This window comes from Paenibacillus sp. Lou8.1 (genome assembly GCF_024213565.1).
GTDB lineage: Bacteria > Bacillota > Bacilli > Paenibacillales > Paenibacillaceae > Paenibacillus > Paenibacillus polymyxa_B.
Window position 1 is genome coordinate 55,862 of record NZ_JANAVN010000003.1, and the last position, 24,023, is coordinate 79,884.

At 43.9% G+C, this 24,023-nt stretch carries 23 protein-coding genes and 1 pseudogene; 20 read left to right on the forward strand and 4 right to left on the reverse strand.

The window, feature by feature from the left end; genetic code table 11:
• The first annotated feature begins 2 nt into the window (after window positions 1-2).
• The 5 genes from yycF (at window position 3) to NLX78_RS05105 (ending at window position 5,493) form a co-directional block, all read left to right on the forward strand.
• Complete coding sequence (yycF, locus tag NLX78_RS05085; protein WP_254349776.1) at window positions 3-734, forward strand: response regulator YycF; 732 nt, start codon at window positions 3-5, stop codon at window positions 732-734.
• 71 nt (window positions 735-805) lie between these two features.
• On the forward strand, window positions 806-2,560 hold the full coding sequence (walK, locus tag NLX78_RS05090; RefSeq protein ID WP_483311672.1) for a cell wall metabolism sensor histidine kinase WalK: 1,755 nt from the start codon (window positions 806-808) through the stop codon (window positions 2,558-2,560).
• Window positions 2,557-3,897, forward strand: coding sequence for a YycH family regulatory protein (locus NLX78_RS05095; RefSeq protein WP_254349778.1), 1,341 nt, complete (start codon window positions 2,557-2,559; stop codon window positions 3,895-3,897). Before walK ends, NLX78_RS05095 begins: the two co-directional genes overlap by 4 nt.
• Before the next feature lie 18 nt (window positions 3,898-3,915).
• Complete coding sequence (yycI, locus tag NLX78_RS05100) at window positions 3,916-4,680, forward strand: two-component system regulatory protein YycI (protein ID WP_028540969.1); 765 nt, start codon at window positions 3,916-3,918, stop codon at window positions 4,678-4,680.
• A gap of 6 nt (window positions 4,681-4,686) precedes the next feature.
• On the forward strand, window positions 4,687-5,493 hold the full coding sequence (locus tag NLX78_RS05105; RefSeq protein WP_023991120.1) for an MBL fold metallo-hydrolase: 807 nt from the start codon (window positions 4,687-4,689) through the stop codon (window positions 5,491-5,493).
• On the opposite strand, the gene NLX78_RS05110 is transcribed toward NLX78_RS05105, so the two are convergent.
• Window positions 5,462-5,668: a hypothetical protein gene (locus tag NLX78_RS05110; RefSeq protein WP_025723164.1), complete on the reverse strand. Its 207-nt coding sequence runs from the start codon at window positions 5,666-5,668 to the stop codon at window positions 5,462-5,464. The two genes, NLX78_RS05105 and NLX78_RS05110, sit on opposite strands and share 32 nt — an antisense overlap.
• Window positions 5,669-6,171: 503 nt before the next feature.
• Here NLX78_RS05110 and NLX78_RS05115 point away from each other — a divergent pair.
• Window positions 6,172-7,407, forward strand: coding sequence for a S1C family serine protease (locus NLX78_RS05115; RefSeq protein WP_254349779.1), 1,236 nt, complete (start codon window positions 6,172-6,174; stop codon window positions 7,405-7,407).
• Between the two features lie 85 nt (window positions 7,408-7,492).
• Here the strand turns inward: NLX78_RS05115 and NLX78_RS05120 are convergent, their stop codons facing one another.
• Window positions 7,493-9,214, reverse strand: a complete 1,722-nt coding sequence (locus tag NLX78_RS05120; protein ID WP_254349780.1) for a cellulase family glycosylhydrolase — start codon at window positions 9,212-9,214, stop codon at window positions 7,493-7,495.
• A gap of 215 nt (window positions 9,215-9,429) precedes the next feature.
• Between NLX78_RS05120 and NLX78_RS05125 the strand changes: the two genes are divergently transcribed.
• From NLX78_RS05125 to NLX78_RS05140, 4 genes are all read left to right on the forward strand, one after another.
• Complete coding sequence (locus NLX78_RS05125) at window positions 9,430-10,194, forward strand: class I SAM-dependent methyltransferase (RefSeq protein ID WP_254349781.1); 765 nt, start codon at window positions 9,430-9,432, stop codon at window positions 10,192-10,194.
• Between the two features lie 105 nt (window positions 10,195-10,299).
• Complete coding sequence (locus NLX78_RS05130) at window positions 10,300-10,467, forward strand: CxxH/CxxC protein (protein WP_013373879.1); 168 nt, start codon at window positions 10,300-10,302, stop codon at window positions 10,465-10,467.
• A 124-nt stretch (window positions 10,468-10,591) separates the two neighbouring features.
• Window positions 10,592-11,527: an AraC family transcriptional regulator gene (locus NLX78_RS05135; RefSeq protein WP_254349782.1), complete on the forward strand. Its 936-nt coding sequence runs from the start codon at window positions 10,592-10,594 to the stop codon at window positions 11,525-11,527.
• A 28-nt stretch (window positions 11,528-11,555) separates the two neighbouring features.
• On the forward strand, window positions 11,556-12,044 hold the full coding sequence (locus tag NLX78_RS05140; RefSeq protein ID WP_254349783.1) for a DinB family protein: 489 nt from the start codon (window positions 11,556-11,558) through the stop codon (window positions 12,042-12,044).
• 80 nt (window positions 12,045-12,124) lie between these two features.
• Here NLX78_RS05140 and NLX78_RS05145 read toward each other — a convergent pair whose 3' ends face one another.
• Entirely contained in the window at window positions 12,125-12,469 is a 345-nt protein-coding gene (locus NLX78_RS05145; RefSeq protein ID WP_069080183.1) for a helix-turn-helix domain-containing protein, read from the reverse strand.
• A gap of 192 nt (window positions 12,470-12,661) precedes the next feature.
• Here NLX78_RS05145 and NLX78_RS05150 point away from each other — a divergent pair, with 192 nt between their 5' ends.
• The 5 genes from NLX78_RS05150 (at window position 12,662) to NLX78_RS05170 (ending at window position 17,140) form a co-directional block, all read left to right on the forward strand.
• Complete coding sequence (locus NLX78_RS05150; RefSeq protein ID WP_254349784.1) at window positions 12,662-13,495, forward strand: DNA-binding protein; 834 nt, start codon at window positions 12,662-12,664, stop codon at window positions 13,493-13,495.
• Window positions 13,496-13,672: 177 nt separating this feature from the next.
• On the forward strand, window positions 13,673-14,152 hold the full coding sequence (gene rlmH / locus NLX78_RS05155; RefSeq protein ID WP_013312768.1) for a 23S rRNA (pseudouridine(1915)-N(3))-methyltransferase RlmH: 480 nt from the start codon (window positions 13,673-13,675) through the stop codon (window positions 14,150-14,152).
• A gap of 194 nt (window positions 14,153-14,346) precedes the next feature.
• Window positions 14,347-14,631, forward strand: coding sequence for a hypothetical protein (locus NLX78_RS05160; protein ID WP_254349785.1), 285 nt, complete (start codon window positions 14,347-14,349; stop codon window positions 14,629-14,631).
• Window positions 14,632-14,725: 94 nt separating this feature from the next.
• Window positions 14,726-15,949, forward strand: a complete 1,224-nt coding sequence (locus NLX78_RS05165) for a site-specific DNA-methyltransferase (protein WP_254349786.1) — start codon at window positions 14,726-14,728, stop codon at window positions 15,947-15,949.
• A gap of 15 nt (window positions 15,950-15,964) precedes the next feature.
• Complete coding sequence (locus tag NLX78_RS05170; RefSeq protein ID WP_254349787.1) at window positions 15,965-17,140, forward strand: DNA methyltransferase; 1,176 nt, start codon at window positions 15,965-15,967, stop codon at window positions 17,138-17,140.
• Between the two features lie 36 nt (window positions 17,141-17,176).
• Here NLX78_RS05170 and NLX78_RS05175 read toward each other — a convergent pair whose 3' ends face one another.
• The gene (locus tag NLX78_RS05175; protein ID WP_254349788.1) at window positions 17,177-18,187 is read right to left on the reverse strand and encodes an HNH endonuclease; all 1,011 of its coding nucleotides are present in this window, start codon (window positions 18,185-18,187) and stop codon (window positions 17,177-17,179) included.
• Window positions 18,188-18,386: 199 nt separating this feature from the next.
• Between NLX78_RS05175 and NLX78_RS05180 the strand changes: the two genes are divergently transcribed.
• The 5 genes and pseudogenes from NLX78_RS05180 to NLX78_RS05195 form a co-directional block, all read left to right on the forward strand.
• Window positions 18,387-18,635 carry a hypothetical protein gene (locus NLX78_RS05180; protein ID WP_254349789.1) on the forward strand — a complete coding sequence of 83 codons (249 nt, stop codon included), beginning with the start codon at window positions 18,387-18,389 and terminating at the stop codon, window positions 18,633-18,635.
• 165 nt (window positions 18,636-18,800) lie between these two features.
• A complete protein-coding gene (locus tag NLX78_RS05185; protein ID WP_254349790.1) occupies window positions 18,801-20,687 on the forward strand; it encodes an AIPR family protein in 1,887 nt (628 codons plus the stop codon).
• A 424-nt stretch (window positions 20,688-21,111) separates the two neighbouring features.
• Complete coding sequence (locus tag NLX78_RS05190) at window positions 21,112-23,079, forward strand: elongation factor G (protein ID WP_254349791.1); 1,968 nt, start codon at window positions 21,112-21,114, stop codon at window positions 23,077-23,079.
• Between the two features lie 263 nt (window positions 23,080-23,342).
• Window positions 23,343-23,465 carry a hypothetical protein gene (locus NLX78_RS26470; RefSeq protein WP_302057279.1) on the forward strand — a complete coding sequence of 41 codons (123 nt, stop codon included), beginning with the start codon at window positions 23,343-23,345 and terminating at the stop codon, window positions 23,463-23,465.
• Window positions 23,466-23,480: 15 nt separating this feature from the next.
• Window positions 23,481-23,903 (forward strand): annotated as a pseudogene (locus tag NLX78_RS05195) (DUF4303 domain-containing protein); the annotation flags it as partial.
• Window positions 23,904-24,023: the final 120 nt, after the last annotated feature.

The window sequence follows — 24,023 nt, forward strand, 5'->3', positions numbered from 1 at the left end:
ATATGCAGGGAACGATTCTGGTAGTGGATGATGAACAGCCCATCGCTGATATTTTGAAATTTAATTTAGAAAAAGAGGGCTACCAGGTGATTTGCGCCTTCGATGGAATCAGCGCGGTGGATATCGCGGTCAAGCAGCAGCCTGACCTGATTCTGCTGGATCTGATGCTGCCGGGCATGGATGGCATGGACGTATGCCGCGAGGTGCGCGGGCATCAGCTCCAGACGCCGATTATTATGCTGACCGCCAAGGACGGCGAAATCGACAAAGTGCTGGGGCTGGAGCTGGGCGCGGACGATTATGTGACAAAGCCGTTCAGCACACGGGAATTGCTGGCACGGGTGAAGGCACAGATGCGCAGACAGCAACGCGGCGGGGCGGGCACGTCGGAAAGCCGACCGCAGGAGGATAAGCAGGGGCTGCGCGTGGGTGACCTCTTTTTTGACACGGATATGTATACAGCTTACAAAAACGGAACACCGCTTGATCTGACGCACCGCGAATATGAGCTATTGTACTATATGGCGAAGAATGCCGGAAAAGTCATGACGCGGGAGCATTTGCTCCAGGCGGTATGGGGCTTCGAATACTACGGGGATGTACGGACAGTAGATGTGACCATTCGGAGGTTGCGCGAGAAGATTGAGGAGAACCCGAGCAAGCCGGAGACCATCCTGACGCGCCGTGGTCTTGGATATATCGTTAGCGGGGGCAAAGGTGGCCTGCGGGCATGAGATGGCTGTCTTTCTTTCGTACCATTCATGCAAAGCTGATTATTATCTATGTGCTGCTTATCTTGGTGGCTATGCAGCTGATTGGGGTCTATTTTGTCAGCTCGATGAAGAACTCTCTCACGAGTAATTTTACGCAGGATTTGCAAGCACGGGCGGAGATGCTGTCCGTGCTGGCGGAGCAGGATCTGAGTGGCAGTGACGGTAAAATGGAAGAAGACAGCGTGGAAAGCCTGCGTGCACGCGTAAATAATTTGTTTGATTTCAGCGGCGCGGAAATTCAGGTGCTGGATGCCAGCGGCAAAGTGTTAATTACTTCCCAAGGTTCACACGCCGATTATGTTGGACGCAAAAATACGCAGACAGTGGTCAGCCGCGCACTCCAAGGTATCCGTGATAACGAGGAATACATGGTGGACGAAGATAATGTCCGTAAGAAGGTCGTCGCCAAGCCTGTTATCAGCCAAGGCAAGATTGTCGGCGCGGTGTACATCGCCGCTTCGATGACCGAGCTCTACGATACGATGAAACGCATTAACAATGTGTTTCTCTCAGGTATGCTCATTGCGCTGGCGCTAACGGCTGTGCTGGGCGTGGTATTGGCCCACACGATTACGCACCCGATTAAGGTGATGACACGTCATGCAACAGAGGTTGCCGAGGGCAAATTCGATCAGCGGATGCCTGTATTTGGGGATGATGAGATCGGCAGGCTCAGCGTGGCCTTTAACTATATGACAGGCCGTCTGCGTGAGGCACTGTCTCAAAATGAAGAGGAGAAGGAGAAGCTCTCCTCCATCTTGACCAATATGAGTGACGGTGTGGTCGCTACTGATGACAACGGCCGGGTCATTCTGGTCAACCGTCGGGCCAGCGCCATGCTGGGCGTAAACGAGAACGAAATGACCGGCAGGCATATCGCGGTACTGCTGGGGATCGACCCGGAGGAAACCGAGGCCCTGTATAGCGGATCTTCGGCCTCCACGCTCTTGCAGCTGGAGCCAGCCGGTCAGGATGAACCCATCGTCATCCGTGTGACATTCACGCCGATTCATCGGCGGGAATTTGGCATTACGGGAACGATTGCCGTGCTCCAGGACGTGACGGAGCAGGAGGAGATGGAGACGACACGGCGGGAATTCGTAGCGAATGTATCACATGAGCTGCGCACTCCGTTGACGACCATCCGCAGCTATGCTGAGGCGCTGGATGACGGCGCGATGGCTGAACCGCAGCTCGCGGAGCGTTTTGTAGGCGTGATCCGCAATGAGACAGAGCGTATGATCCGGTTGGTTACGGATTTGCTGCATCTGTCACGGCTCGATTCCAATGAGGCACCTTTGCGGATGCAGCCTGCAGATGTGATGGAGATGCTGGACGAGGTCGCAGATCGGTTTTCTTTTCAAATGAAGCAAAAGCACATTCGCTCAGGGATGTTCGTAGAGCAGGGAATCGGTAAGGTCGTGATCGACCGGGATCAAATTGAGCAGGTGTTGGACAACCTGATGTCCAATGCATTGAAATATACGCCAGATGGCGGGAGTATTCAGATCGAAGCTCGCCGCAACAGTGAGGGGATGCTATCCATTTCGGTACAAGACACCGGAATTGGTATTCCCAAAAAAGATCTGGACCGGATTTTTGAACGGTTTTATCGTGTAGACAAGGCGAGATCGCGCAATATGGGTGGCACGGGACTGGGGCTGTCGATTGCCCGGGAAATTGTAAAGGCGCATGGGGGCCAGATTTTTCTGGAATCGGAATACGGTCAGGGAACCTGTACGACCTTTACGCTACCCATGTCGAGTGAAGGGAGGGAAGCACAGTGAAGGAACGTTTGAAGTCCTGGACGCTTATTTTGCTGGTTGCTTCCAGCCTGGTACAGACTTATTTTTTGATTTACCGCCTTCCAGGCAGTGATTCTGTACTCACTTCAGAAACGAACTATGTCAAAACCGAAAGCATGGGGCAGGAGAAAAAGATTGAGAACCTTGTGTTTCCTGATAAAATGCTCATTCATCAAGGTGAGAAGAAGCATACCGTTTTTTATCCGGGTGTTACTTTTTACGATTTAATTTATACACGGCTGGAAAGCCGGAGCTTTAACAACTTCCAACGTCGAAGTATCCAATCGGCGGACTGGGCGCAGATTCGCAGCGAAAATGAAGGCATCGAATTATCCTTTTCAGGCGGAGTCCCGGTTTCATTACTGGAACGGGTCATGCGTCTGACGCCGGATTCGGTGTTTCAGGGAGAGACGATTAACCGCATTTGGATCTATATAGACGAAAAAAATGCCAAGCCACACGCGCTCTTTTTCAGTGCCAGAGGCGATGTGGTGTATGAGGCGAACCAGTTCGATATGACGGTAGAGGATATTCGGCAGCATGTGAATTTCGGTGAAAATGCCCCGTTGTACGAGCTGGTGGATAATCAGTACTACATTCCCGTGAATGACCTGGAAACAGTGCAGCCTGTGGTGTATGCTGGGTTGTTTACGACGGAGCAAATGCAGCGGAACTTGTTCTTCGATCCGGGGATTACGCGCAATATTCAGGAGAAGGACGGCTCACAAATTTACACGGACAGCAAGCGTAGTCTGCAAATCAAGCAGGAGCAACGATGGATGAGCTATACCGATCCCAGTGCGCCAGGGGCAAGTGGAAGCAGTCCAATTAGGGATGTACTGGCCGCAGTTGATTTTGTGAATCAGCATGGCGGTTGGGATGCTTCATATCAGCTGAAATTGAGAAGCAGTGATGAAAATCGTACGACTGTGATGTTTCAGCAGTATTATGGTGCTTATCCGGTGCTGGACACACCATCGTTCCGCTTTGGTACAATTTCGCTGCAAATCCAGCAAGAAACGGCTTCTGTCTATGAACGTTCGTTGCTGTACCTCAAGGGAGGAGAGCAATCCTCGAAGAAGGTTATGCTGCTGGGTGGCGAGCCCTTGAAGAAGCAACTGGAGACTGTAGCAAAAGGGAAGACGATTCGTGATCTGACTCCCGTGTATCAACCGGAGCTGACCAATGATGGATTGAAGCTTGCTCCTGAGTGGCGCGTTACGCTCAGTGACGGTTCTGTTGCAGAAATTCATGCTGTCCCTGTAACGACAGCATCCAACACAACACAAACGAAGCCAGACCGAGAGACAAAGAGATGACAGGAAGGGGGAACGGGAATGGATTGGAGCCGCGCCAAGAACGTATTGATTTGTACATTTTTGCTGCTCAATGTGGTATTGGGTTACCAATTGTGGCATGATGCGCAGGAAACAGCAGGGCCGAATCTGGATTTTACTTCATTGGATGAAAATACGCAGCGTTTAATGGAAGAGAAAAGCATTCAGGTGTTGGCTCCGATTCCCGGCGATACCCCGCAGCTGCCTAAACTTTCTTACACATACGTTCATAGTGGAGAAAAGGATGATCGTGTGCAGCTGGTGAAGCCGGTGGACAGCAAACTGGTATTTACCCATGACGCGCTAGTTGAGGCATTGGAGCCACAAATCAAGGATATCGATAACTTTCAGTATGATCCGCTGGATGTTCAGGAGGAATTGGCATCCGGACAAGCAGATGCTTTTGTACTTCATCCGCTGGTTCAAGGCAAATGGCCGCTATTTAATGTGAAGCTGGCTCTGTTTTACAGCAATCAGAAGATTACAGGGTATCGCAAAATTAAGGTCGATCTCCAGCCTTCGGATGAGGCAAAGAAAATGCTGCCTGCGTCCAAAGCACTGGCAAGGCTGATCGATGGCTATTTGCCGCGTGATACGATTGTGAAGGATATCCGGCTCGGTTATTACGGACAGACCTTTAACTCCGATAGCCAGGTGGCTGCCCCCGTGTGGCGGTTTATGCTGGACAACGGGAAAGGTGTGTATTATGTGCAGATGAACGGAGATGTCATTAGTCCAAAGACAGAACATACAGAAGGGTCTTGAACAGATATGGGGATTTCATTTACCGTGCTGTCGAGCGGTTCGACCGGCAACGCTACCGTTGTGCGGAACGAAGACACGACATTGCTCATCGACGCAGGTCTCAGCGCGAAGCGTATTGACGAATTGCTGAAAGAACGCGATCTGAGCGGAGAAGAGTTGGATGGTATTTTGGTCACGCATGAGCATTCAGATCATGTTAAAGGACTAGGCGCCATGGCGCGTAAATATAATTTACCTATATATGCTAACGAGAAGACATGGTTTGCCATCAGCAATGCTGTTGGGCAAATCGCAGACGATAACCGCAGAATATTGGAGACAGGCGCAACGCGGGAATTTGAATCATTACGCGTGGAGTCTTTTGGCATATCCCATGATGCGGCTGAGCCTGTAGGGTATAGCTTTTATGATGGGGCAGAGAAACTCAGTGTAGCGACCGATCTCGGCTATGTCAGCGACAAAGTGAAACAGGCGATATCAGACGCAGACGTATTGGTACTGGAGTCTAATCATGATGTGGAAATGCTGCGTATGGGGCGTTATCCGTGGAACATCAAGCGCCGTATTCTCAGCGATATCGGTCATTTATCCAATGAGATGGCGGGTGCGATTCTTAGCGAGCTGCTGACAGGCCGTACGAAGCGAACGTATTTGGCACATTTGAGCCGCGACCACAATATGATGGAACTTGCGAAGCTGACTGTACGTGGGGCGATGGAAGACCGCGGCTGTTTTTACAAGGACAGTGAGTTTCGATTGTGCGATACGTACTATGATCGTCCTACACCTTGGGATAAGGTAAGTGAGCCATAAAGCTGTCCAGCTCGGCGGCTTTGCGTTCTACCTCTTCACGGGTCACTACGCCTTTGTCCACCAGTAGTTCAATCAATGTACTTAGCGCCAGTGTATTGCGGTAATGCTCGTCTTTCAAATCCGCAAGCTTGGCAGCCATGCGAACTTCATCCATAGCCGAACGATGTGAATTCATCATATATTCCTCCTGTAAAAATATTTTAGAAATGGCGTGCAATGAGCTTGGTTCTGCCTGTGGTTTTGCTGGGTGCTGTGATACAATAAAGCTAACAACGGAAAGCTTTCTGAAGGAAGGCTCTCATCGAAAGTATAGGCAGCTTTAAGCGGACGGGAACAGGCCAGAACGTCTCTATGAGACGATCATTTTGTAATAGAATAGAAGACTTGTTACTATTGTAGTCCATTGGTTTGGAAATCATTCCTCTTTTTTCCTCTATTCGGAGTCAGATTCGGCGTGTATGCTAATTTATGAGATTCGGTTGCTTAGGAAGGCACCATTTGTGGTGATTAATAAGTAGGCCGGAACGATTGGTTGCTGGATTCCGATGATAAGGGATATTCAATCCATTTGAGATGTTCAACGGAGCAGGTTCTCTGTAGCATAGGTTGGCGCAAGCCCGAATAGCCCTAATTTTTTAGTGAGTGTCGGTGCATGACAACGAAGGGGAGAGGATTAGCATGGGCTTGTTTGAGGACGATTTTTATTCAACGAAGGTATCCACACGTGCGGCTAAAAAAATGGCATTTAAGGCGCGCCGTGGAGGACGGGGACGTTGGCCACACAGGAAGCGTGGAGTAAGTCCGGTGCAAGCTGCTGTCATTAGCGGTGCAGTCAGTGCAGTGGTTGCTGTGCTTCTGTTCAGCTTTATTACAGGTCTGCCCTCCACTACAGCGGTAACCGGAGCCAGTCACTATCCCTTGCGGCAAGCAGCGGGTGATCCGTATGACCGGATTGTGCAGGCGGCTGCCAAGGTGCGCCCAGCCGTCGTCAGCATCGTAAACCTGAAAGGGGAAGACGGTAACAGCACGGAACAATCAGCGCTTGGATCGGGTGTCATTTTCCGAGTCAGTTCAGGCAAAGCCTTCATTATGACGAACAACCATGTGATCGAAGGATCGGATGATTTGGATATTGTAACGGTGGACGGTGTCAGAAAAGAGGCAAAGCTGGTCGGAAAGGATCGCATTAGTGATATCGCTGTACTCGCAGTGGACGATAAAGGCATTAGCACGGTAGCGGATATCGGTGATTCCAGCAAACTTCGTCTGGGTGAAACGGTCATTGCTATTGGCAATCCGCTCGGCTTGGGAGACACGCTTACCTCCGGTATTGTGAGCTATACGAATCGCATCATTCCAATTTCCATTAACCAGGATGGCGTATATGACTGGGAGCAGCATGTCATCCAGACCGATGCGGCGATTAATGAGGGAAACAGCGGCGGCGCGCTGGTTGATCTCGACGGACGTGTGATTGGCATCAATACGATGAAAATCGCTGATACAGGTGTTGAGGGACTTGGCTTCGCCATTCCCGCCAATGAGGTGATGAAGACGGTGGATGAACTGGTTGAGGACGGCAAGATCACCCGCCCTTATCTGGGGGTATACACGGTCGATCTCAATAATGAATATGCACCGCTGGATGAAACTCAGCGCAAGGAGCTCAAGCTGCCGGACAGCGTGAAAAATGGGGCAGTCGTTCTGGAAGCCCACGGTCCTGCCAAGGAAGCTGGCTTGAAGCTGAACGATGTCATTACAGCGTTTGATAGCGAACCGATTAACTCTACGCTTGATTTGCGTCGCTACTTGTACGATAACAAGAAGATTGGCGATGAGCTGAAAGTTACTTTTTACCGGGCAGGCAAGGAAGAAACGGTGACGTTAAAATTAACAGATAAGCCGGAAGGCTAAGGTATGATTATAGGTTTAACTATAAAAAGGCGCTCTCCGGCTTATTCCCGGGAACGCCTTTTTCGATTTTTTGCTGCGCCTTAGATTAAGATGTCGTCCCCGTCACACGGGTTCCGCTCTTGGTGATCTTGTATGTCACCACATCGCCACTCCAGAAGTGGAACTTCAGCGTGACGTCACCATCTTTTACACTATTAAAAAATTCAGGTAGCAGCTTGATGCCATTGGCATCATAGGCAGGGGCAAAGGTATTTCCAAATTCCTTATAAGGTGTCCAATCCTGTGGACCGGCATTGCCACCATTCGTATAAACGGCTTCCATCGTGGCAAGCTGGCTGCCGCGGAAGTCCGTTGGAATGGTAAAGGCTTGTGTAGTCCCCTCGACAGCACTTAATTTCGGTGTATCATACACGACTACTTTGAAATTCCAGTCAGCCCCCTTGTTGAACTTGGCGGTAATCACTGCATGCTTACCATATTTATCGAAAGTAGTTAGACTGGTGAGCAAGCTGGCTTTCAAGGTTAATGTGTCTCCGCTCAGCGTATAGTCGGTGCCCTGTTTCAGTTGCTTGCTGTTAACACTGAGTGTGTTCAACTGGTTGCCGTTCAGGTTTAAAGTGACCTTGGCGTCCTGAACAGGAGTGCCTATCTTCAAGTGAATGAGGTCACTGGCTGCATTGGAAGAACGTCCCTTCAGGCTGGCCTTAATGACATTAAAGAGTTCAGGATCAGACCACTTGTACGTTGTGCGGTTAAAATGCTGGCCGTTATCCCAGAGCATGCCTGTTATTTTCTTCTCTTTCATATAATAGGTCAGAAATTCAAAGAATTTCAGCTTTTCACCTTGTTCAATCACACCTGTATTTTTATCGAAGCCGAGCAGGCCGTATTCACCGACAATGACCGGGATGCCCTTGGCTACAAAGGTGTTATAGACGTTATCAAAGGTTTGGATGATATCGTTTTTAGTATCTTTATCAAAAGTAGTATGACCCGCAATATTTACACTGAAAGGCCAATAACCATAATAGTGGACGGTTGCAATCAGATTGGGATCGTTCAGCTTGGTTATCGTGTTGTACAGCACGTTGATTTTGGCCTGAGCAGGTGATGTATCCAAGCCAGGCAGAACAAGGGGGCGAGTGGCATTTTTACCGCCGGAGGCGCGGACGATTTTGTGGAAGGATACATTCAGTTCTTGGAGCATCTGATTCATTTTCGCTTCATCCGTTGTCCCCCCTTCAGAGAAACGGGGTTCGTTAATACTTTCGAACATCAGCTTGTTAGGTTGTTCTTTAAAGCGCTGGGCAATTTGTGTCCATAATGCGTTATAACGAGCTAGTACTTCATCATGCTTGGGCTCCATGCTGCTTACCCACGTCCATGAATCATGATGGACATTGATCATGACGTACAGATTGGCATCCAGTGCCCAGCGAACAACATCTTCTACACGATTCATGTAGGCAGACTCAACGGTATAGTTCGGTGCTGCTCCAATGTGTTTATCCCAGGTGACCGGGATGCGTATGCTTTTGTACCCTTGGGCAGAAATTTGCTGGATCAACGCCTGGGTAATGCGCGGATTGCCCCAGGCTGTCTCATCCGCTCCGACAGCATCCAGCGAGTTTCCTAAATTCCATCCGGGCTGCATGGCTTCCACATACGATTGCATGCTGCTCGCAGCCGCAGCTTGCGGTGCTTGTCCGTCAGATTCGGCAGCAGCGGCAACAGATGCGAACGTAGATAACAATAGGGTGATGGCAAGCGTCAACGACAGCAATGAAACGGGTCTTCGTTTTAACATAACAGGCCCCTTTACAAAGTTATTTTTATGAAAGCGATTTCTAATAAACACTACCATACTATTTGAATATGGAATACCTGTATAATTCATGTAAAAATCATGTATTTATTAGATGTTTTAAATTTGTAAGCGTTATTATTGAAAAAATATAGAAATGAGTGTAGAATCTATGGCCCTACCAATTCCTCAATTACAAAAGAAAGAAGGAGATGAATATGAATAAGTGGGACACGGAAGAGGCCATTCGACGCTGGGATATGCATGCAGAAAACTTTACCGCCAAGTACACGGAGGAAGGGGATCGGTCTCGCGAAGTCCTGCTGAATCCGGCATTGCAAGCTTGTATGGAACCCCTAGAGGGCAAAAAAGTGCTGGATGCCGGCTGTGGCGAAGGTTATCTGAGCCGGAAAATGGTCAAGGCGGGTGCATCGGTGGAAGCCGTCGATTACTCGACAGAGATGCTGAAGCTTGCAAGAGAGCGCACGCCGTCAGCGTTGGGAATTACATACCACCACGGTAATCTGGAGAAGCTGGAGATGTTCGGGAACCAGAGCTTTGATCTGATCGTGTCCAATATGGTCATCCAGGACTTGGCCCTTTATGAGCAGGCGATTGCCGAAATGCAGCGGTTATTAGTTCCAGGGGGCCGCTTTATTTTTTCTATTCTGCATCCATGCTTTCAGACACCGCAGAGTGGTTGGGTGAAGGATGAGACAGGAAAAAAGCTGTATTGGAAAGTGGATCAATATTTCAACGAAGGCCCATTGGAGCAAGATATGCCTTATGATCAGGAAGAAAAGTTTTTGTACTTTCACCGTACGCTGGGCAGCTATGTACAGACCATTATTGAGGCAGGTTTACTGTTGGAAGGGATGATCGAACCCAAGCCGTCTGCCGAAATGTTGGAGAAATATCCCTATTTTCACGAGGACCTGAATGTCAGTAATTTTCTTATTTTTACACCCAGACGATCGGGGTAAAAAGCAAGCCCTTTTCTTTCCGCGTCAAGTGTGGTAGAACAAAAGAAGGCGATTTTGGCACACCTACAACAGGAAGAGCTTCAAACGGAAAGGGATGCAACTGGAATGTACGTGGTATGTAAAGAGCATGTGGAACTGGCAATTGATATGTTCGTCGATGAATACGAGGATGCACCGGATGTCGTCGATCTCAAGGAAACGAAATTTTCGGATTGGGACCCTCCAGTGAAGTGCAAGGAATGTGAGAAGAAAGCAGAGTTTTTGGTCGTCTAAAAAACAAGCACGGGCGTTTCGGGGAGAAACGTCCTTTTTGTATACCAGGATTTATTGCAAAAATACCCCATACATAGAGCTATATTTATTCCCACCTACGTGCTGAGACAGGAGTGAACGATGGATGGACCCTTTGCTGCATTCACTATTTCGTCCGCTTCAAGTCAATGGAAGTGATCTATCCACGTATTATATCGAACAAAAGCCGTCTGCTGCGCTAGAAGCCTACGTAGCCTGTTATTGGGAGTCCAGTCCGGCTAATAGGGTGGTAGAGGGAAATCTAGCAGCTTCGTACGGAGACACCGCTTCGTTAAGCCTGCCGCAGGAAGAAACCATGGATCGGGTATTACCTGACGGCTGTACGGATATTCTATTAGAATACGATCCGGTGAATAAGCGTCAGGAACTCTCGTACTGCGGGACATTTACGCAACCGTTTGTGTCTGCCAGACAAGCAGGGTCCGAGACACGTATTTTTGCCGTTCGATTTTTTCCGGGCGGGGCGCATTATTTTCACGGGATGCCGACTCACTTGTTTACAGGCGGTAATTATCGCTTGGAAGATCTCTGGCCCGAAAGCATCGCCGTCATAGGTGAGAGCATTATGGAAGCACAGAATTTCAATGAACGGGTGCGCATAATGGATGAGTATCTTAACCAGCTTCTGCTGCGCCAACGTACGAACGATTGTGACCTGATGAAAAACCTGCTGCATCGCATCTTTGTGAGCGGTGGGAGTGTGGGGATTAAGGAGCTTGCGGACTGTGAGGCGATCAGTGAAAGGCAGATCAATCGTAAGTTTGGACAATGGATCGGAATCAGCCCTAAAAAGTTCAGTGAAGTCGTCCGCTTCCAGAGCGTTCTTCACAGTATCCAAAGCGGCGGGGGTCTGGATTGGACGGAGCTGGCATTGAAGCACAGCTTTTTCGACCAAGCGCATTTAATCCGTGATTTTCGCAGGTTTTATGGAGATTCTCCGCTTACTGCGGCTAAGGATTTACGGAAGTTGTCCGATTTTTACAATACACGCCCAGAGGCTTTGGCTATACTCAAAATATAAAGAAGAATGGCAAAGGAGAGATGTGAATATGAGTGGAACGCTGCAAGTTCGAGATCATCTGCTAAATGAGCTGGAGACGGGAGTACGGACGGGGGAAGCATTGATCCGTAAAATACGCCCAGAGGATTGGAACTTTCGTCCGCAAGAAAATTTCCGCTCACTACTGGAGTTAGTACATCACTTTGTACTTATTCCAGCTTCGGATCTTGCGATAATGCAGGAGAAGTCTGAGGGTGAAGTGGGAAGCATTGAAACCAGCCTATCCGGGGTGGAAGATCCCGAGCGCTTGGCTGCGACTTTCAGGCAGAATTTTGAAGCTTATAAGGCTTACATTCTTTCGCTTAGCGAGGAAGATTATCTAAATCGTTCGACGAAGGCCTTTTATATGGAACACGGACATCTACAGGTTCAATGGCAGATTGAGACTGTGACCCATGTGTTCCATCATCGTTCGCAGATTTATAATTATCTGAAGCAACTGGGACATGAAGTGAGCTTTTTTATGTTGTACGCTTGAGTATTTTTATAAAAGGTTTGAAGGGCACCTGTGCGGTGCTCTTTTTTGGTTTTATTTAAGGCTTTTTAGGATGGCATGACTTACTTGAACGCTCGTGAAACTTCTTTACTAACTCGTCTGAGAATGCCGATTTGCTCCTCATTCAATCTGCTGGTCAACGCAACAAACTCATCTATCGCCTCTTGCCGAATAGTTTCGTCTTCAGTCATATGTTCTTTGGAAAACATTAATTCACTGATAGACACGTTTAAGGCAGTTAACACTTTCTCCAAGGTATCAATCGAAAAGTTTCTTTCGCCACGCTCTACCGATCCAATATATGCATCATCTAATCCTGAAAGTTCTGCAAGTTGTTGCTGTGTTAATCCCTTAGCCTTCCGGATCGTTCTAATTCTTTCTCCAACCGAATTCCGTAATTTTGTCATATTAACCACCTCTCCTAAAGGTTAGGAGAGTATCGATGTAATTAGCAGAGACATAAAGGCGGTAAAATATATTGAAAAAACTGCGATTAAGTACTATATTAAATTTATTGTACTACTTATTTGGAGTTTCACAAAGGAATATATTAAGAGCGAGTGCTTTTTATTCTAGTCATTTTGAAGGAGGAACCCTCTTTGCGAACTTCTATCCTGAAATCACTCAAACCGGACATCATTGTTGAAATGTTAGAGATGGCTGTGGCTTTTGAAAATTGGAAAAGGGTGATGGAGACGGCAGATATTTTGTACCAATGTGTACAGCGTATCTATGAAGAACGGCAGTATCATAAAGCAATGAAATTATCTATCCCGCATGTCAATTTAGAACGTCCGTTGGTATATTATTTTGGATTCAGTCACCTGATGTGTGGAATGGCTCACCAGAACCAGGGTGCATATGAGCAGGCAAGGGAGTGCATCTATAAGTATGCTGAGCTGGGGTGGATGGAGGATTTAAAGGAAGAAGACAATCAGGTTGTGGAGGAATTCAGGTTTTTAGCCAAAACTAATTTATATACAGTAGATATTTTGTCTGGAAATATAGAGCTTGTCGAGGAGTACGTAGCCTTTTTGCAGGATAATCTAGAGGAAATATTACCGGGGCTGAATACCATATTACAGGCAGCGCTTATGTATCATTTGGATGTAGGAGATATTTTACATACGTTTGCAGAGCAGATTGATGAATTCGGGAGTTATGAAGACTCAGAGAACGTATCTTACTATTATAGCTACTGCTATCATTTGGCTTTGTACTATCGGAAGTATGATAAATTACAGGATGCAGTGAGGCTTACTTTACAGGCGATGCAACTAGCTGATCAGTCGGGTAACGATCGTAATTTCAAGAAATGTACAGCATTGTTCGAATCATTGCGGGAGTCAGCGACAGCGGAACAAATCAGCAAATATCGGCAGCTGCTAATGCAGTGTCTTGATGAATACGAAACGGATAGCATTTCATTGTGAAGAGCGTAAATGAATGATCCGCTATGATCTGAACAGGGAATAGACTCGTAGTGGAGAGGAAATAGATAGGTAAGAGACGTTTCAGGTGCTAAAATAACTATGTTAAAGGTATCTTTCATGTATGGGCTCGTAAATGCGATTTTACATTATCATTCGACATAGATAGGGGTATGGAATTTGTTTATTCAGCTTATAGGTGTGGGGAAGTTAAAAGAGAAGTATTTGGTCATGGGCATTCAAGAATACGCTAAACGGCTGGGCCCATACATTAAGTTTCAAATGATCGAAGTAGCGGATGAAAAGGCTCCCGATACACTGAGCGAGGCGGAGGTTCGACAGGTCAAGGAGCGAGAGGGCGAGCGTATTCTTGCCCATGTGAAAAGTGAAGCACATGTTATTGTGCTCGCCATCGACGGCAAACTGTGGAGCTCGGAAGAACTCGCAGAGGAATTGGACAAGCTCGGCACCTACGGCACAAGCCATGTTGTCTTCGTCATTGGCGGCAGTCACGGCCTTTCTGACGAAGTCCTCCGTCGCGCCCAGCAGAAGCTGAGCTTCGGAAGGATGACCTTGCCACATCAGCTGATGCGATTGGTGCTGGTGGAACAGATTTACCGAGCGGTGAAGATTAATCGAGGGGAACCGTATCATAAGTAAATGAGGTTTTAAGGGTAGTCCATAGAGGGCTACCCTTAAATTTGATTTATTAAATAAATTCTGTTGCTTTAATTACTTTTTAAACTTATAATAAACTCATTAAAACTTTATGAAACTGTTTAAAGGTTTGGTGAGATATGTATAAATACAGTGATAAAGAATTTATGGAGAAGGTTAATGACAAGATTGGGAATGTGAGAGCTTTTAAAAAACACTTAAGAGAAAAGGGGGCTATTGGTAATAGGCAGCAATTTTCGAATGAACACATTAAATTATTCGAAAGCATTAGAGATTTTAAAAACACTAATCATACTACATGGGAAGTTGCTTTTGTGAAGGGAATAAATACATTATCTAAAAAGGAAAATAGAGGTGAGTTTTCTAATAGGGTTGTTATAGCCGAACAAACTCCGAGTAATTTAGAGGAAACACTTTATGAAATTTTAAAAACACTAAAAAATATTGAAGCAAAACTTTAATTGGAATTGGATAATTTAGGTTAACAGACCTCAGTTACTAAATGAATTTAATTATGTTATTCTAAAAAGAATGAGCTTTACAAGGAGACAAATAATGAAGAATTCAGTTGAAGTAAGAAAAGGTCTGTCCGGCACATTTGCACTTAATAAACAAGAGCCTATTCATAGATGGTATAAATATGATGAAGGCTATTCTAGCGAGTTAATATTGAACGAATTTAATAGACTTCCAATTGATGTAGAGTCAATTTTTGAACCTTTTGCAGGTTCTGGTACAACTCCTTTGGTTGCAGCACAATTGGGTATAGAATCATATTTTACAGAAATCAATCCGTTCATGGCATATATAACAGAAACAAAAATAAATACTGTAAGAGACGCCTCTAATAACCAAGATGAAGTTGTGAAGAATCTAGCTGAGCTTAAATCAATAATATTAGATTTTCAAACAAATGTTAAATATGAGCATTCTCACTATGATTATCAAGGTTTTGAAAAATATTATGATGAAATGGTGTTAAATAACATCTCTAAAGTGAAGTGGTGTATCGAAAATATAAAAGACCCAATTTCAAAGAAATTAGCAAGGGTAGCTCTTTCTGCAATTGCTGTCAAAACATCAAAAATGATAAAAAGAGGTGACTTAAGGTACGCAAAAGAAAATGAAAAAAACATATTAAGTTCAGATGTTTTTCTTCATTTTTTAGATAAACTAAATGAAATAACACTTGATATAACCAATTTTTCTAAAAGTGTACAAGCCTCTACTCAATACGTCCATTCGGATGCTAGACAAGCAACATTACCGAAAGAGGTTGATTGTGTAATTACATCACCTCCTTATTTAAACGGAACAAATTATATTAGGAATACTAAATTAGAGCTTCAGTTATTAAATTTTATCAATAGCGAAAATGATTTACCCTTACTACATTCTAACGGGATAATGGCTGGAATAAACAGTGTTTCAAGAAGAAGAAGTATTCCTTATATCTTTGAGGAAGTAAAGCCTTACGTTGAACGCTTAGAAGCAGTTGCCTATGACAAAAGAATTCCAATAATGGTTGGTGGGTATTTTTACGATATGCACAATGTATTTCAAAAATTAAAAGAGGTAATCAGAAACAATGGGGTTTTTGTTTTAGACATAGGAGATTCACAATTTGCTGGTGTTCATATACCAACAGACATACTTTTATCAGAAATCGCAAAGAAAAATGGATTTGAGCTTTATGATGAAGAAACTTTGAGAACAAGACGGTCAAAGAATCAAATGTTATTATCTCAAAAAGTTTTACGGTACCGTTTAAAGAAGTGAGGTGAAGAGATGAATGTGTTAAAAGAAGATGTGTCTACTGATATATATAAGTTATTTGAGAAAAAAGCTAGTCAATTTATGAAAAATCTCCCTTATCAAAAACCTCCATATAACGGAAGGAATTGGGGGCATGCCTGGCACTCTTTATGCTCCTACCACGGTAAGTTAAAACCATCAATTGCTCATCACCTTATTAAGGATTTTACTAAAGAAGGAGAAGTTGTACTAGACCCAATGAGTGGTGTAGGAACTATACCTCTTGAAGCATCACTCCAAGGTAGAGTTGGAGTGGGTAATGACTTAAATGAATTAGCGTATTGCGTTACAAAAGCTAAGTTAGAAATTTCTAATAAAGAAGAAGTAGACAAAATCTTAAATGAGCTTGATGTCTTTGTGGAAGCTTTTAAACAGAATTATGCTGAAAATGAAATACCATATAGTGATTTTGGATTTAATAATAAATTACCAAATTATTTTCATAAAGATACTTATTCAGAAATAATTGCAGCTAGAAGGTTTTTTCAGCATAGAATTTCAAAGTTATCAACTGAAGAATCATTAGTATTTTCTTGTTTTTTACATGTACTACATGGAAATCGTCCATATGCCTTATCGAGAAATTCTCATCCTCTAACCCCGTATGCTCCTACAGGTGATTTTATTTATAAAAACGTTGTTGTGCATATCAAAAAGAAGGTTGAATTATCATTTAAAAAAGGAGAATGGGGGAAATTCACAAAAGGACAAGCGATTTTGGGTGATTTATTTGACCTAGGGAATAAATTTAATAGTAATCAACAAGTCGATGCAATAATAACTTCACCACCATTTTTTGATTCTATTAGATTTTATAGTAGTAATTGGATGAGACTCTGGTTAGCAGGTTGGGAACCAGAAGATTTTAAAAGGGCTGACGAAGTATTCTTAGAAGGTAAGCAAAAGAGAGAATTGTCGATATATAAAGAGTTTTTTCGAGTATGTAGTAACTTGCTTAAACCGGACGGAATAGCTATTTTACATTTAGGGAAATCAAAGAAGTGTGATATGGCAACAGAACTATCACACTTCTCCAATGAATATTTCCATACAGTATTTGTAGGGAATGAAAACGTAGAAAATATAGAAAAGCATGGAATAAAAGATAAAGGTTCAACAACTGACCATCAATTTTTATTCCTACTAAAAAAATAATGGTTTATAAAGGAGCTGCCCAAATCAGCTTCTTTTTTATCTGTTGTACTTTTGTTCGAACTGCTGATTAGCAGCTTTGACCCATGTTTCAGATATACTTGTTGAATAGTCGAAAAAGTCAAGACCTGTGTCATTCTTAATTCTGTTTCTTAACTTTATTAACTCATCAATATACCTGCTGTATTTGTGTAAAATTGAATCCACTACTGTTTTATCTTTAAGTTTAGATAGGGCTTCCTCGTTATACTTAGGTTTACCCTCCATTAACTCATAAGGAATACCAGTTAAAATTGATAGCTTCTTTAATTCGCTTTCAGTATAAAATTCACTTGGCCAACTTCCGGATTTTTCCCCGTTGCACGCTCTACACAATAATGTTGCATTCTCAGTACTAAGAGAGTAGAGGTAATATACCGGTAAAGTATGGTCGAGATTCCTTTCAATCGTTTCTACGCCACTTAAATCTTCATTACACTTAAAACAGTGGTGATTAAAACGATTATAAACCTTCTCACTATCTAGCTTAGATTGACCAGATAAATCAGTATAAAGCCTTCTTTTTTGAGCTGATTCTCGATGTTGGTCAGAAGTCCTACTTTGATTTTTTATTTGGTTATATTTATTTTTGCATACTCTACATTCACCTTGTCTCCCAGTTTTCCTAGGTTTATGGTGACCGAAAGCAGTCAGAGGTTTTAATGCGTTACATACAATACAATACTTGTATTCTAATGCTTCTGCTATATATTCATCATGATACACTATGAATTGTCCGTCTTCTATTAGAGATTCTTCTCCATCTTGTGTAAGCACAAGTTCATAATCGTAAAAAACAGATTCTCCACCTTCGTACATAATAAAACCACATTCACTACAAGTAACTTCAAGTTCTTTCTCATAATCTTCTTTCTTAATCGTAATAAAATGTGTACATTCTGGATTTAAACACTGAAAACCCAGAAAAGATACATCTCCCATACCTTTGACATGGTCTGTTCTAATCTGATTTTGTTTTTTAACCGTACTGTATTTTGTTCGTCTTGCCATATTAACCCCTCCCTTTATCCTAGTTTGAATGATACTTTAATTTGATAATATTGCCAAGTTCCTGTAATAAACTACGTTTTAAATATATATTATTAGAATAATTTAAGGAGGAATTATATGAAACATGCAAAAAGAATAAATATCGTTTCAATAAAATTAGTGAAAGAATCCAGTATGCTATATACTACGAGAGGATTTAATGCAGTATTTAGAGGAGGAGTTGGAGTTTTACGTTTTTTATGAGTATCTAAGTAATGGTGAACAGGTGGATGAAGTTGTATTAGTAACCCATCAAGATATGATATTATTGGAAGAAAAGGGAGAATGGTATAACCTTTTAAGCAATCCTTTAGAGTTGGAATTTCAGGAGGAAGTTAACCTGAAAAATTCCAGGGTTTTAAGAATTGGAGAATTCGTGCTGAAGATATACAGCTTTGTTATGCATTGAAGTAATTCGGTTATTTTAAGGATGGATTTAAATTTGCTTAACAACCGCATTATTCCATACTACTATTAACTTGCTTTATTAATTATTTATCGCAAGGTATTTGAAAAGCCAAACTATTACTATAAAATAAAGATAGGAATATTTAACCATATTGGAGGGGGAATAATGCAAAAAGTATCGTTAGGTGAGTTCAAAACTGAATGGTTAGAGGATATTACAGAAGGAAATCCAACAACTATAAAACTGGGTAATAGATTTGCACAAAAAATAATAAACCAGTGGCTCGAGCTGGACGAGTATTCCGATGATATTATTATATGTGATGGTACTGGTGATGGTGGGATTGATATTGCCTACTTGCAAAAAGGTGAGGTTAATGGAAATGGAGAGCAAGAAGGAGACGTATGGTATATTGTTCAAAGTAAGTTTGGTTCGGCATTCCAAGGGACAAGTACATTATTAGCTGAAGCTACTAAGTTTTTTGATACATTGACTGGTCATAGACCAAGACTATCTTCCTTAGCAGAAGGGGTAACAGAAAGGCTTAAAACTTTTGTTCAGAATTCTTCTGATAAAGATAAACTAGTTTTAGTTTTTGCTACGTCAGTCACAATGAGTGATGAGGAAAAAAGAATTGTTGAAGATATTAAGATATTGGGGAAAAACAAGATTGGTCAAATCTTTGATGTGGAAATGGTTAGCATCGAGACAATCTACAACAGAATAAGTGAAAAAGAAGAAGAAAGTGAAGAAAAATTACGTGTGAAATTTAATGGACAACTTGTTTCTTCGGGGAATGAATTACTAGTTGGTTCTATAAAATTAGTAGATTTGTATAAATTCCTAAAGGAGTATAAGGCCGCCACAGGTGATTTAGATTTGATTTATGAAAAAAATGTAAGGAAATTCCTTGGGAGTAGACGTAAGGTCAATAAAGGGATTGAAAAGACTTTGTTAGAAAAACCAGAGCGATTTGGTTTATATAATAATGGAATTACAATTGTAGTAAATGATTTTAGTGAAGAAGATGAAACCTTTTATCTTACAGAACCCTATATTGTTAATGGTTGTCAAACAACTAAATCGATATGGGGAGTACTTGTTAAGAAACTGGAGAGTGGCGGAACCGGATACAGTGAAGAATTAGAAGCCTATAAGAGTAAGTTAGAAGAGGGAATTGTTGTTGTTAAGGTTGTAAAGGTAGGTGCTCAGGGAGAAGATTTACTGATAGAGACTACTCGATATACAAACAGCCAAAACTCTGTTACGGAAAAGGATTTCTTAGCTTTGGAAAGGGATTTCCGAAATTGGGCAGACCAAATGGCAGCCAAATATAACGTTTACTTAGAAATTCAAAGAGGCGGATGGGAATCTAGAAAGGCACTTCAAAAACAGAATCCGTCAATCACACCATTCTTTGAAGAACACGTAAACTGTTTCGACTTATTAAAAGTGTATTCATCAGGATGGCTTGGTGAAGCAGGATTAGCCTTTGGTAAAAACCCACCATTTTCTCCAGGAGGGACTATTTTTAAACAGATTGTAAACGATAAGCAATTTGGTCTTAATGATTTATATGCTGCTTATATAATAAGTAAAGAAGCAGAAAGGTTCAAATTTGGAAAAGGTGCCGAAAAATCAACAAGACGGCAGACAAGATACTTATATTTCATGGTATTTATTGAATTATTAAAAGACGTAATTTTGAAGGCTGAGTTAAACGAAAGTTATAATGACAAGCACTATTATACAAAATGTATTTTAAACTTCTATACACCTGAAAATAAAGGTGTTTTCAAAGAACTACAAGAAAATGCAATACAAGTAATTGATGAGTACATGATATCTGGAGGAGAAAATTCCTATACAAAGGAACCTAAGTTTTTAAGTAGTGGTGATATAAATTCCTTCTTGAAATGGGAACAGTTAGGAAAAGAAGATTCAACTCCTGTCCTAAAAAGTTTAATTGGGGATTATAAGAGATTCTTGATAAGAACGCCAAGCTATAAAGATATAGTTAAGTGTGTTAAAGAGTCAAAGAATATTGATTAATCAATCTAGGCATGTCTTTACTTAATAAGGCATGCTTTTATATTAATGCATTACTTAATCCGAATGGAGGTAAAAGATAAAACCTCATTTAGATGCACCACGGAGAACCGTATCATAAGTAGGGCGAAACTTGAAATTGCGAAATTTATCAGGACTATAAAAAGCGGCAGTCTTTGATTTTTTTGTTGACTGCCGTCTTTCTTTTACATTACTAATGCAGATTTAAATAGTATAGATTCGTTGCCTTTAAAGAATGCATTCGAGATGATTCTCCGAAATCGCTCAACATAAATGTAACTCGTTGCTTTTATCTTCTATCTATGAAAAAAGGCCCTCTCTCAAAACCAACTCCTACCCACTATCCCGATTTCTATGCTTTAATAAAATGAGCAGTATTAACAAGAAGCGTTGAAAGTGGGATTCTATGAAGCGACTAACGATTGGCCTGTTCGCCCATGTGGATGCAGGTAAGACAACTTTTGCGGAACAGCTGCTGTACCATACGAACAGTATCCGGTCGCGGGGGCGGGTGGATCATCAGGATGCGTTTCTGGACAGCCACGACATCGAGCGGGCAAGGGGCATTACGGTGTTCGCAGATCAGGCGGTAATAGAATATAAAGGAGACAGCTATTATTTAATAGACACGCCCGGACACGTCGATTTCTCCCCGGAGATGGAGCGGGCGGTTCAGGTCATTGATTATGCCATCCTGATTGTAAGTGCAGTTGAAGGTGTCCAGGGCCATACGGAGACGGTCTGGCAGCTGCTGCGCAAGCATCGGATTCCGACGTTCTTCTTTATCAACAAGACGGATCGGATCGGCGCGGATGTAGGCAGAACCGAGGCGGATATCCGTCAGCAGTTGACGGGGGAAGTATGCTGCATTACACAGAGCTTCGCTGACGGCATAGTCGGCGAGCCGCTGCGGGAGACCATGGCGGAGCGGGACGAAGCCTTGCTGGAAGCATTCCTGGAGGGGAGAGAGGATTGCGGCTTCTGGCTGGAGGCTTTGCAGAGGATGATAGTTGCGGGTCTTCTCTTCCCCTGTGCTTACGGCTCTGCGCTTCAGGATGCAGGCGTCATTGAATTTCTGGATCAGCTGCATCTGCTGACGACAACCACTTATGACGAGAATGCTTCGTTCCAGGGGCGGGTTTATAAAATTCGGCACGATGCAGGCGGAGCGAGACTCACGTTCATTAAGGCGCTGGGTGGTCGGCTAAAGGTGAGAGAACAGCTTAGTTACGAGAGCGGCGGGGTTCAATATGACGAAAAAGTTACGCGGCTCTTCTTGTTTAACGGCCTTAAATCGCAGCCGGTGGAACAAGTGGAAGCTGGCGATTTGTTTGCGGCTGCCGGCTTGTCCGCCGCCGAAGCTGGACAAGGCCTGGGGACGATATCAGACAAGTTAGCTTACGACTCGGAGCCGACGTTACAATCGAAGGTATTATTTGATAATTCGATACATGTACAGAAGGTGCTTGGTGCTTTTCGCACGCTGGAGGCAGAGGAGCCTTCTCTGAACGTCGTTTGGGATGAGAAATTGCAGGAGATTTCTATCCGCGTCATGGGATTGATTCAACTGGAAGTGCTGGAGCAGCTTGTTAGAGAGCGGTTTGGCTTTGCTATCTCTTTTGGACAACCGGAAATCTTGTATAAGGAAACGATTCAATCGGCTGTGAAAGGGTACGGCCACTTCGAACCGCTCAGGCATTATGCGGAAGTGCATTTGCTGATTGAACCGGGAGCAAGAGGCAACGGCATCATGTTCGATAGCAGATGTCATGCCGATGATCTGAATGTCAGTTATCAGAATCTGATTCGGAATCATCTCTATGAACGGGAGCATCACGGACTGCTGACCGGCATGCCAGTCACCGACGTGAACATTACGCTGCTGAGGGGCCGCGCGCACAAAGAACATACCCATGGCGGCGATTTTCGTGAGGCTACCTTTCGAGCACTACGGCAGGGTCTGGAGAAGGCGGACAACGTGCTGCTGGAGCCTTTTTACGATTTTAAAATTAAGGTCGCTATCGATGAAATGGGCAGGGTGCTGTCCGATATTCAGCGTGCTTCAGGTATTTTTAATCCACCGCAGACAACCGGAACGCAAGCGGTGGTCACGGGCAGGGTGCCTGTGTCGACTTTCATGAACTACAGTGCCGAATTTGCATCCTTTACGCATGGACGAGGCAGTATCCGCTGCGTGTTCAGCGGCTACGACCGCTGCCATAATTCGGAGGAAGTCATAGAGCGGATGGGCTACCGCAAAGGGGCGGACCCGCTGTATACATCCTCCTCCATCTTTTGCGCCAAGGGGGCGGGTTACTCGGTGCCATGGGATGAGGCGGAAGCCAAGATGCACCTTGAATTAGAACCTGAATGAGCTTGCTCTAATGGAGATGAAACTCCAGGTAGGAGAGCAAAAAACCATACCTCAAGTGACGGTAAAAATGTTGTAGTGAATGCAAAATAGTTCAAAAGAGGGCGTCTCAAAGCCGAAAAATAACGGAGAGACATCCTCTTTTATCATGAGGGAGTGAATCGTCCATATTTCCAGGATTCAGGTAGAAAGAAGGTAGATTTAGGACAAACAATTTTTATAATGGAAATAAGATATATATTTTATAGGGCTAAGGGGCGAATGTCATGAAACCGACGCAAGGAATAGAGGCGCTGGCGGCAGAGATTGCCGATGTGGCTAGGACGTCCTTTCGCACTCTTTTTGAAAATGGCGAACGTTACTATTACTGCACGCTATTTACTACTTGAGAGGGACATGCGCCAAGCATCCCCGCCTGGTCATGGGAGGCCTTGGAGAGGGAAGCGGCCAGGCAAGGAGAAGAAAGTGACATGCCGGGGTCAACGATTGCGGAACTCACCAAATGGTCCTATGCCGATTCACCCTATTGTTGTTTCAGGGATGAGGACTTCGATGATGTTAAACAATTGTTTATGAGGCGTCCTTCTATTGCGGAGCTTGAAGCTGACGAATGGAATCGTGAATTTGATTCGAGGCTGAAGGCCATGGAGCTGGCGATGCAAATGCTCGATGATGAAGGCGTGTTTGCCTTGAATCAACCGCGAGAGGCTGTATGCGTCCTTGTCGAGGTCATGCCGCCGGATGAGATCAATACCGAAATCGCCTTACGTTTGAATCGGGCGGAGTCTCCGGCTATGCAAGCATGGCTGGTGGAAGCAGCGGAGTAAGGGCATTCGCGTTTCTTGAGGGAGAGTTGTAAAATGCCTAATCATCAAGCGATTTTTGGCGTGCGTATGTCCTATTCGCACAAGCAGGCAGCCCGCCCCTGGCGTAAACTGAATTATAAT

Bases quoted from the DNA above. Each gene is read 5' to 3' on its own strand.
- yycF (WP_254349776.1), top strand. From the start codon at position 3: ATGCAGGGAACGATTCTGGTAGTGGATGATGAACAGCCCATCGCTGAT.
- walK (WP_483311672.1), top strand. From the start codon at position 806: ATGCAGCTGATTGGGGTCTATTTTGTCAGCTCGATGAAGAACTCTCTC.
- yycI (WP_028540969.1), top strand. From the start codon at position 3,916: ATGGATTGGAGCCGCGCCAAGAACGTATTGATTTGTACATTTTTGCTG.
- NLX78_RS05105 (WP_023991120.1), top strand. From the start codon at position 4,687: ATGGGGATTTCATTTACCGTGCTGTCGAGCGGTTCGACCGGCAACGCT.
- NLX78_RS05110 (WP_025723164.1), bottom strand. From the start codon at position 5,668: ATGAATTCACATCGTTCGGCTATGGATGAAGTTCGCATGGCTGCCAAG.
- NLX78_RS05115 (WP_254349779.1), top strand. From the start codon at position 6,172: ATGGGCTTGTTTGAGGACGATTTTTATTCAACGAAGGTATCCACACGT.
- NLX78_RS05120 (WP_254349780.1), bottom strand. From the start codon at position 9,214: ATGTTAAAACGAAGACCCGTTTCATTGCTGTCGTTGACGCTTGCCATC.
- NLX78_RS05125 (WP_254349781.1), top strand. From the start codon at position 9,430: ATGAATAAGTGGGACACGGAAGAGGCCATTCGACGCTGGGATATGCAT.
- NLX78_RS05130 (WP_013373879.1), top strand. From the start codon at position 10,300: ATGTACGTGGTATGTAAAGAGCATGTGGAACTGGCAATTGATATGTTC.
- NLX78_RS05135 (WP_254349782.1), top strand. From the start codon at position 10,592: ATGGACCCTTTGCTGCATTCACTATTTCGTCCGCTTCAAGTCAATGGA.
- NLX78_RS05140 (WP_254349783.1), top strand. From the start codon at position 11,556: ATGAGTGGAACGCTGCAAGTTCGAGATCATCTGCTAAATGAGCTGGAG.
- NLX78_RS05145 (WP_069080183.1), bottom strand. From the start codon at position 12,469: ATGACAAAATTACGGAATTCGGTTGGAGAAAGAATTAGAACGATCCGG.
- NLX78_RS05165 (WP_254349786.1), top strand. From the start codon at position 14,726: ATGAAGAATTCAGTTGAAGTAAGAAAAGGTCTGTCCGGCACATTTGCA.
- NLX78_RS05175 (WP_254349788.1), bottom strand. From the start codon at position 18,187: ATGGCAAGACGAACAAAATACAGTACGGTTAAAAAACAAAATCAGATT.
- NLX78_RS05180 (WP_254349789.1), top strand. From the start codon at position 18,387: ATGCAGTATTTAGAGGAGGAGTTGGAGTTTTACGTTTTTTATGAGTAT.
- NLX78_RS05185 (WP_254349790.1), top strand. From the start codon at position 18,801: ATGCAAAAAGTATCGTTAGGTGAGTTCAAAACTGAATGGTTAGAGGAT.
- NLX78_RS05190 (WP_254349791.1), top strand. From the start codon at position 21,112: ATGAAGCGACTAACGATTGGCCTGTTCGCCCATGTGGATGCAGGTAAG.
- NLX78_RS26470 (WP_302057279.1), top strand. From the start codon at position 23,343: ATGAAACCGACGCAAGGAATAGAGGCGCTGGCGGCAGAGATTGCCGAT.